This is a genomic window from uncultured Frigoribacterium sp., assembly GCF_963515265.1.
In the GTDB taxonomy this organism is placed as follows: Bacteria; Actinomycetota; Actinomycetes; order Actinomycetales; family Microbacteriaceae; genus Frigoribacterium.
The window spans coordinates 1-6,455 of the sequence record NZ_CAUPYL010000148.1; the positions used below are offsets into that span (position 1 = coordinate 1).

The following is a 6,455-nucleotide window of genomic DNA, read 5'->3' on the forward strand; positions in this document are numbered from 1 at the left end:
GAACCGCGTTCCGAACCATGAACCGCGTTTTATCGCGGTTCATGGTTCGGAACGCGGTTCACGGAGAGACGGGCGGCGGGAGGGGCGGCGGGAGGGGCGCGGAGCCTGCGGGCCACGGCGAGTACGCTCGGGCAGTGACCTCACCCCTCCGCATCGCGCTCGTCTCGCTCCACACCTCGCCGGGGGCCGAGCCGGGATCGGGCGACGTCGGCGGCATGAACGTCGTCGTGCGCAACCAGGCGGAGGCGCTCGGCGCCGCGGGCCACGAGGTCGAGATCCTGACGCGACGGTCCTCCCCCGACGAGCCCGAGGCCGTCGAGCTGGCGCCCGGCGTCCTGCTCCGGTACCTCACCGCGGGGCCGCTCGAGGCCGTGGCGAAGGGCCGGCACGAGGAGTTCGTCGACGAGTTCCGCGACCGTCTCGCCGAACTCGGCCCCTGGGACGTGATCCACTCCCACCACTGGTTCAGCGGCGTCGCCGCCCTGCCGATCGCGCGCGAGCGCGGGATCCCCCACGTGCAGAGCTTCCACTCGATCGCCGCGGCGGACAGCACTCCCCTCTCGCACGGCGAGCGCGCCGAGTCGCCAGGCCGCCTCGCCGGCGAGGCGATGCTCGCCCGGGAGTCCGACTCCGTCGTCGCGATCAGCCACGCCGAGGCCGAGACCGTCACGAGCCGTCTCGGCGGGGACCCCGACCGGGTCGCGGTCGTGCTGCCGGGCGTCGACGCCGAGCTGTTCCGCCCTCTCGCCCCGGACGAGGAGGCGCGCGTCGCGTCCCCGACGACTTCCGACGCGGTCGGCGACCCCCGCTCGGCGACTCGCCCCACCGTCGTCGTCGCGGGCAGGCTGGAACCGCTCAAGGGCCCGGACCTCGCCATCGAGGCCGTCGCCGCAGTGCCCGCCGAGCTGCGACCCGAGCTCGTGATCGCGGGAGGCGCCTCCACGGAGTTCGCCGGCTACGAGCGCGACCTGGCCGCGCTCGCCGACCGGTCGGGGCTCGACGTCCGGTTCCTCGGCCCGCAGACCCGACCCGGCCTCGCGAGCCTGCTCCGCGAAGCGCGGATCGTGCTCGTGCCGTCGCACTCCGAGACGTACGGGCTCATCGCCCTCGAGGCCGCGGCCAGCGGGGTCCCGGTGGTCGCCGCCTCCTCGGGGGGCCTCCGCGAGTCCGTCGTCGACGGCGTCACCGGCGTCGTGCTCGACTCTCGCGACCCCGTCGCGTGGGGCGAGACGGTGACGCGCCTGCTCGGGGACCGCGAGCTGTGGCAGCGGCTGGCACGCGCCTCCCGCGAGCGCGCTCTCGAGCACCCGTGGTCGCTGTCGGCAGCTGAGCTGTCCGACGTGTACTGCCGGCTCGTCGGCAGCGACCCGTGCCGGGCGCTCGCCGCCGCGGGTGGGCGTCGCTGACGCTCGGGAACGAGACGAGCCCGCGGCCGCGCCGATCTCGTCCCCAGCGCCCGCGTCTAGGCTCGGCCGGGGCGACGACGCCCGCTCGACCTGACATCCCGGAGGCACCATGACCGACGACACGCTGCTGCGCACCCTCGCCGAGCAGGAGGAGCGCCTCACCTTCCGCAGGTTCACCACGGACACGGCCCTCGACCTCGGCGCCCACGTGCTCGCCGGAGCTCGTCGGCGCAGCCTGCCCGTCACGATCGCCGTGCTCAAGGGCCGTCAGCGGGTGTTCCACGCGGCGCTGCCCGGCACCTCCCTCGACAACGACGAGTGGCTCGACCGCAAGGCCCGCGTCGTCGAGCGCTACGGCAAGAGCTCGTGGCGGGTCGGCGAGCAGTTCCGCGTCGACGGCTCGACCTTCGACGAGAAGTCCCGGCTCGACACCGCGCTCTACGCGGCGCACGGCGGGGTCTTCCCCGTGATCGTCCGCGGCGTCGGCATGGTCGGCTCGGTCGGGGTCTCCGGCCTGCCCCAGGCCGACGACCACGCACTCGTCGTCGAGCTCGTCGAGGACTTCCTCGACCACGGCTACGACAGCTGACCCTCCCCACGACCCGACACACCCCCGAGGAGGCGCGGTGACCGACGACGAGGCCGTCACGGCTGCCGACTCCCTCGCGCGCCTCCTCCGCGAGACCGCCGCCGAGCTCGACGCCCGGCACGCCCGCGACGAGGCGCTGGCCACCGTGAAGGCCTCGCGGAAGCTGCTGCTCGTGCACACCTCGGCGTCGATGCAGCCCGCCGGGCGGGCCTGGCGGCTCGGGGTCCTGCTGCTCGGACGCGGCGGCGAGGTCTGGGCCACCGGCCGGATCACCCGCGCGACCGGGCCCAAGAAGGAGCAGGGCCTCTCGGCCTCGGTCGAGGAGCGCCGCGACGCCCGCCGGGCCGCCTCGAAGAAGTTCACCGAGGGCGAGGTCGTCAACTTCGAGCACGTCCCCCTGCCCCTCGACGCCGACTCGCTGCGGAGCGGTGCGTCCGACCCGCTCGTGCTGCGCGACGGGGTCGTGCAGGTGCGCTGGGGCCGCGGCCCCGACGAGGTGCGCGAGCTGCGGGCCTACCTGGCCGACCGGTCCGAGTTCGTCTAGGCCGCCTCCTCGGCACGTTCGTTGCACACGCTGCAACTTCGATGACTGCACGTGACCCGAGCCGCGGGGCGGAGCAGGATGGGCCGTCAACCGGACCCGTGCAGCACCGATGCGCCCAGGAGGCCCTCGTGTCGACGACCACCACCCCTCCCGACCAGCCGACCGCCGCCTCCGGGGCCGCCCCGGGCACCGGCCCAGACGGGCAGGAGAAGACCGAGCTGAAGCGGGTCATCGGGCCGAAGCTGCTGCTGCTCTTCATCGTCGGCGACATCCTCGGCACGGGCGTCTACGCCCTGACCGGCCAGGTCGCCGCCGAGGTCGGCGGGGCCGCCTGGCTGCCGTTCCTCATCGCGTTCGGCGTCGCGCTCGTGACGGCGTTCTCGTACCTCGAGCTCGTCACCAAGTACCCGCAGACCGCCGGCGCCGCCCTCTACGTGCACAAGGCGTTCGGCGTGCACTTCGTGACGTTCCTCGTCTGCTTCGTGGTGATGTGCTCAGGGATCACCAGCGCCTCCACCGCCTCCCGGGCCTTCGCGGCGAACCTCGCGGTCGGCGTCGGTCTCGAGCTGCCGAACATCGCCGTGATGGGCATCGCGATGGGCTTCATGCTGCTGGTGATGCTGGTGAACTTCCGCGGCGTCAGCGAGAGCGTCAAGGCGAACGTCGTGCTGACGCTGGTCGAGCTGTCCGGCCTCGTGATGGTCATCATGATCGGCTTCTGGGCCATCGCGGGTGGCAACGCCGACCTGTCGCGGGTCACGATCTTCGAGACGCCTGGTGACAAGTCGCTGCTGCTCAGCGTGAGCACGGCGACGTCGTTGGCCTTCTTCGCGATGGTCGGCTTCGAGGACAGCGTCAACATGGCAGAAGAGACCAAGGACCCGAGCCGGATCTTCCCCCGCACCATGCTCACGGGCCTCGGCATCACCGCCGTCGTCTACGTGCTGGTCTCGATCTGCGCAGTCGCCGTCGTGCCGATCGGCGAGCTGGCCGACAACGAGACGCCGCTCGTCACGGTCGTGAACACGGCGGCCCCCGGGTTCCCGATCGGACAGCTGCTGCCGTTCATCTCGATGTTCGCCGTCGCCAACAGCGCGCTGATCAACATGATGATGGCGAGCCGCCTGCTCTACGGCATGAGCAAGCAGGGCGTGCTGCCCGGGTTCCTGTCGAGGGTGCACCGCACCCGCCAGACGCCGTGGGCGTCGATCGTCTTCACCACCGCTCTCTCGCTGGCGCTGATCGGCTACGTGTCGCTCAGCCCGGAGTCGCCGGTCGTCGCCGTGCTCGGCGGCACGACGTCGCTGCTGTTGCTCGTCGTGTTCGCGATCGTCAACGTCACCGTGCTCGTGCTGCGCCGCGACGACGTCGGCAGGCACCACTTCCGGGCCGGGCGCGTGCTGCCGGTCGTCGGAGTCGTCGCCTGCCTCTGGCTCGTGCTGCCGTTCTCGTCCGGCCGGGGCGGCGAGCAGTACCAGATCGCGGGCATCCTGCTGGCGATCGGGGTCGTCCTCTGGGGCGTCACCATGATCTCCCGGCGTGGGCGCGGCGGCGGAGGAGGCGTCGATCGCGGAGCCGGCGGCAGCGTCCGAGCCGAGGAGGCGCGGGTCGGGTCGACCGGCGACGCGGGCGACCCCGAGGCGGTGCCGCCCGCCCGCTGACCGAGGTGACGTGCAGGGCGCCTGTCGGGATCGTCCAGGACAGGGCCCTATATTCGGTCGGGTCCGTCCCCGTCCGCCCTCGTCACCACCCCCGGGAGCCTGCCGTGCGCCGTCTCGTGATCGCCGCCTCCGTCGTGTTCTGCGGCGGGGTCGTCGCACTCGTCGTGGCGCTCGTGATGGTCGTGGCGTCGCTGGCCGGCACGCCGGACGAGCCGTCCGAGCCGGTCGCCGTGGGCGTGACCTGCCCCGACGTCGAGCCCGTCGTGGTCGGCACGATCAGCGTGCCCGCCGGGCCGATCGCGGGCTACTGCCAGGACAGGCTGATCAACGCCGCCTGGATCATGGAGGCGGCGAAGGCCCAGGGCATCGGCACCCACACCCAGGCGATCGGGGTGATGACCGCGATGGGCGAGTCGAGCCTCCGCAACATCGACCACGGCGACGAGGTGGGCCCCGACAGCCGGGGGCTGTTCCAGCAGCGGGACAACGGCCAGTGGGGCACCTACGAGCAGCGCATGGACCCGTACACGGCCGCGACGAGCTTCTTCACCAAGCTGGTGCGGATGCCCGGCTGGAAGGAGCTGACGCCGACCCAGGCCGCCCACGCGGTGCAGGTCAACGCCGACCCCGACCACTACACGAAGTGGTTCGACGACGCCGAGACGGTCGTCGCGGCCCTGACGGCGAGTCCGGCGCCCTAGCTCGGAGCCGCACCCGGACGTCACCAGCCGAGGGTGCCGGGGGCTCCCTTGAACGGCCCGACGACGCGCGAGGTGATCCAGCCGCCGTAGAAGTCGCCGTCCTGGGCCTCGACGACCTCGCCGTCGACCTCGCACGAGTCGAACCGGCTCGGGTAGAGGGCGACGTGGTCGGCGAGCATCTCGTAGCCGGGCCAGGGGCTCGGGTAGGTCCAGCCCGCCGAGGAGGCGGTGGTCCCGCCGCCCCGGACGTCCAGGTAGCGGGCCGTCCCCTTGAACTCGCACATGCTGCGGCCCTGGCCCGCCGACAGGGAACCTTCGACGAACGCCTCGCGGGGCAGGTACCAGACCGGGGGGTGGCTCGTCTCGAGCACGCGGTAGGCGTTCGTGGTGTCGGCGACGACCTCGCCGCCGAGCCGGACGACGACGCGCTCGGGGCGCGCCTCGACGCGGGGCGGCCGCGGGTAGTCCCAGACGGATTCCTGGCCGGGCCCGGGCTCGATGCGCTTCGCTCTCATCGCGCCATCCTGCTCCCGGAGGCTGGGCGACCGGCCGTGCCGCCGCCTCCTGCGCGCCGCTCGTCTCGGCGATCGGTCGAGGCGCGCGAGGAGGCGCAGAGGCGCGGAGGCGCGGAGGCGGCATGGTGACGGCGGTGCCTGGCAGGATGGCGGCATGAAGCTCGCCGAGGCACTCATGACCCGAGCCGACCTGCAGCGACGAATCGCGCAGGCGCAGGAGCGGATCCGCCAGAACGCCCGTTACCAGGAGGGCGAGGAGCCCGCCGAGGACGCGGCGGCCCTCGTCGACGAGGTGTCGCGGTCGCTCGACCGTCTCGAGGAGCTGGTGGTCGCGGTCAACCTGACCAACGCCTCCGTGCTGCTCGCCGACGGTCGCACCATGACCGCCGCGCTGGCCCGCCGCGAGACGCTCCGCGCGCGGCACAGCCTGCTGTCGAGCGCGGCCGACGCGGCCCAGGGCGGAGGCGGCGGCGGGTTCCGGCAGCTGCGCAGCGAGCTCCGCCAGTTCGCGGCGCTGCCGGTCGCCGAGCTGCGCCGACGTGCCGACGACACGGCACGCGAGCTGCGCGAGCTGGACGTCGAGATCCAGCGCACCAACTGGGAGGCGGACCTCACGACCTGAGACGAGGCACCACCGCGCGCGGAGAGTCGGTAGACGCCTCCCGGAGCGAGCACGAGCCGTGGCCGGCGGTCATCCCGGCCCCTGTCGGCGCGAGGGCAGCGCCATCCCCGCATGATGCAGCCCTGCACGCCGCACAGGTGACGTCTCACCGACGACGTCTCATCACCGTGTGCTGGCCGGACGACGTCGAGGGCGGGATCGGGGACCTCTCCGCGCGGCTGCGCGAGACGCGGCTGCGCAGAGGCGCGGCTGCGGACTCCCGGTTCGGTGCGGTGCATGGGCTGGCTGCTTCGGTGGGCGAGAAGGGACGCCGCAGGCGTGGGCCCTCCCCCGCCGCGTCCCCCGACGCCGTCGAGCCAGCTGGGTCCGGCAGAGCCGGGCGGGGCGGAGCGGAGCCGGGCGGGCGCAGTGCGGGTG

General features: G+C 73.2%; 7 protein-coding genes. 6 read left to right on the forward strand and 1 reads right to left on the reverse strand.

Features of this window, described 5'->3' with window-relative positions:
- The first annotated feature begins 134 nt into the window (after nucleotides 1–134).
- The 5 genes from RWM17_RS11000 (at nucleotide 135) to RWM17_RS11020 (ending at nucleotide 4,901) form a co-directional block, all read left to right on the forward strand.
- Complete coding sequence (locus RWM17_RS11000; RefSeq protein ID WP_314103641.1) at nucleotides 135–1,406, forward strand: glycosyltransferase; 1,272 nt, start codon at nucleotides 135–137, stop codon at nucleotides 1,404–1,406.
- Between the two features lie 109 nt (nucleotides 1,407–1,515).
- A complete protein-coding gene (locus RWM17_RS11005; protein WP_314103644.1) occupies nucleotides 1,516–1,995 on the forward strand; it encodes a heme-degrading domain-containing protein in 480 nt (159 codons plus the stop codon).
- Nucleotides 1,996–2,032: 37 nt separating this feature from the next.
- Nucleotides 2,033–2,539, forward strand: coding sequence for a hypothetical protein (locus RWM17_RS11010; RefSeq protein WP_314103646.1), 507 nt, complete (start codon nucleotides 2,033–2,035; stop codon nucleotides 2,537–2,539).
- 128 nt (nucleotides 2,540–2,667) lie between these two features.
- Nucleotides 2,668–4,200 (forward strand): APC family permease, encoded by a 1,533-nt coding sequence (locus RWM17_RS11015; RefSeq protein WP_399540469.1) that lies wholly within the window; start codon nucleotides 2,668–2,670, stop codon nucleotides 4,198–4,200.
- A gap of 104 nt (nucleotides 4,201–4,304) precedes the next feature.
- Complete coding sequence (locus RWM17_RS11020; RefSeq protein ID WP_314103649.1) at nucleotides 4,305–4,901, forward strand: hypothetical protein; 597 nt, start codon at nucleotides 4,305–4,307, stop codon at nucleotides 4,899–4,901.
- Nucleotides 4,902–4,921: 20 nt separating this feature from the next.
- Here the strand turns inward: RWM17_RS11020 and RWM17_RS11025 are convergent, their stop codons facing one another.
- A complete protein-coding gene (locus RWM17_RS11025) occupies nucleotides 4,922–5,416 on the reverse strand; it encodes a DUF427 domain-containing protein (protein WP_314103651.1) in 495 nt (164 codons plus the stop codon).
- A gap of 154 nt (nucleotides 5,417–5,570) precedes the next feature.
- Here RWM17_RS11025 and RWM17_RS11030 point away from each other — a divergent pair, with 154 nt between their 5' ends.
- Nucleotides 5,571–6,038 (forward strand): DIP1984 family protein, encoded by a 468-nt coding sequence (locus RWM17_RS11030; RefSeq protein ID WP_314103652.1) that lies wholly within the window; start codon nucleotides 5,571–5,573, stop codon nucleotides 6,036–6,038.
- Nucleotides 6,039–6,455 lie beyond the last annotated feature (417 nt).

Bases quoted from the DNA above. Each gene is read 5' to 3' on its own strand.
- RWM17_RS11005 (WP_314103644.1), top strand. From the start codon at position 1,516: ATGACCGACGACACGCTGCTGCGCACCCTCGCCGAGCAGGAGGAGCGC.
- RWM17_RS11025 (WP_314103651.1), bottom strand. From the start codon at position 5,416: ATGAGAGCGAAGCGCATCGAGCCCGGGCCCGGCCAGGAATCCGTCTGG.
- RWM17_RS11030 (WP_314103652.1), top strand. From the start codon at position 5,571: ATGAAGCTCGCCGAGGCACTCATGACCCGAGCCGACCTGCAGCGACGA.